Source organism: Streptomyces phytophilus (genome assembly GCF_013870535.1).
GTDB lineage: Bacteria > Actinomycetota > Actinomycetes > Streptomycetales > Streptomycetaceae > Streptomyces > Streptomyces phytophilus.
Map to the genome: position 1 here is coordinate 1 of NZ_JACBXC010001424.1, position 1,461 is coordinate 1,461.

Below are 1,461 nucleotides of genomic sequence, written 5' to 3' on the forward strand. Positions count from 1 at the left end.
GGCACCAGCACCAGCACCGCCGCCGCACACGCGCCGACCACTGCACGCCTCGCCCTGCCCATGGGTCACCTCTCTCCCGCGCCGATTCGCTGGAGTGATAACCCGAAAAACATACAAATACCGCATGCTCACCCGGCTGCCCGAACAGGTACACCGCCCGGACGACGCCCCTGGTCCTGATGCGCTACGGGACCGGAGGGCGGCGGCGCCTCAGAGCCGGCCCCAGCCCGCCCGGTCGCCCCGGCCGTAGGCCGTGATCGCGAAGCCGTGGCCGGCGGCCCACTGCTGGGCCGCGTACCCGAGCCGCGGCGAACCGCTGTTGAGGAAGTCCTCGGCGATTTCCCGGTCCCCCCTGCTCTGCAGCTCCAGTTCCAGCACGGCGAGGAAGTCCGCGCGGCCGAGCCGGACGGCGGTCTCCAGGACCTCCCGCAGCGGCTCCCCGTCGGCGGTCCTGGCAAGGACGTTGGTCAGCGCGGCGGGGTAGACGGGGTCGGGGTGGTACGGGCGCAGCTCCTCGGCCAGCGCCGCGGCCCGGGACGCCTCCTCCTCACCGGCCTGGTGGCGGAGTGCGACCAGCTCGTCGATCCGGAGTTCCACCTCGGCGACTTCGGCGAGCTGGTGGGGCAGCAGCCCGTCGCGGTTGTGCGCGTCCTGGCGGGCGCCCAGGGCGAGCAGGGTCTGCACGAGTTCGTCGTCGCCCGCGTAGTAGGCGTAGTGCAGCGCCGTGTCGCCCCGGTTGTCGGCGATGCCGACGCCGTAGCCGCCGTCCACCAGGGCGCGCACCTCGGCGGGATCGCCGCGCAGTACGGCACCGAGGAAGGTCGTGCGGCGGCGACGCACGCGCAGCCCGGAGCCGACGACGACGAGGCAGGTCACAAGGGCGATCAGCAGACCCAGCACGGGCTCTCCACTTCTCCGCGGTCGGGAGCGGGGGCAGTGTCGCGCAACGGGCCCGGGACCGCTCCCCGGCGGCGGATCCGGCGCGGCGGTCGGGGAGTCGGGGAGTCTACGGGGCGGGGAGCAGGGCGGCCCGTACACGGTGACGGGCCGGCCCGCGATGGGCTGGCAGTGCAGGAGGCCGGGGCGTGGATCCGTACGGCTTCCAGAGGCGGCGGCCCCGGGCCCGGCCGCGTGTCTGCCGGATCTGTCGGGCCGGGCCCGGGGGTGTGACTGCCGCGGGCGCCCTAGGGGGGTGGGGGCCTCGTGGGCGCAGGGGCCCGCGGCAGGGCTTTACAACTTCAGCAGCCGCTCCGCGAGGTCGCGGGAGTCGCGGAGCGCGAGGCGCAGGCGCTCGGTCTCCGCGTTCCCGGCGCCCTCGGCGGCACGGGCACGGCGGGTCAGCTCGCGGTAGGTGCCGCGGCGCTCCACGAGGAGCGCGGCGATCCGCTCGCCGAGATCCCCGAGGAGGGCGCAGGCGTCGTCGACGGCGCCCGGCGGGTCGTCCACGAAGCGGCCCGTGGC

The 1,461-nt window shown here is 75.3% G+C and carries 1 protein-coding gene and 1 pseudogene; both read right to left on the reverse strand.

The features are described from left to right. Positions 1-210: 210 nt before the first annotated feature. Complete coding sequence (locus tag H5J30_RS32995; RefSeq protein WP_181791373.1) at positions 211-900, reverse strand: ankyrin repeat domain-containing protein; 690 nt, start codon at positions 898-900, stop codon at positions 211-213. A 330-nt stretch (positions 901-1,230) separates the two neighbouring features. After that, positions 1,231-1,461 (reverse strand): annotated as a pseudogene (locus H5J30_RS33000) (hypothetical protein); the annotation flags it as partial.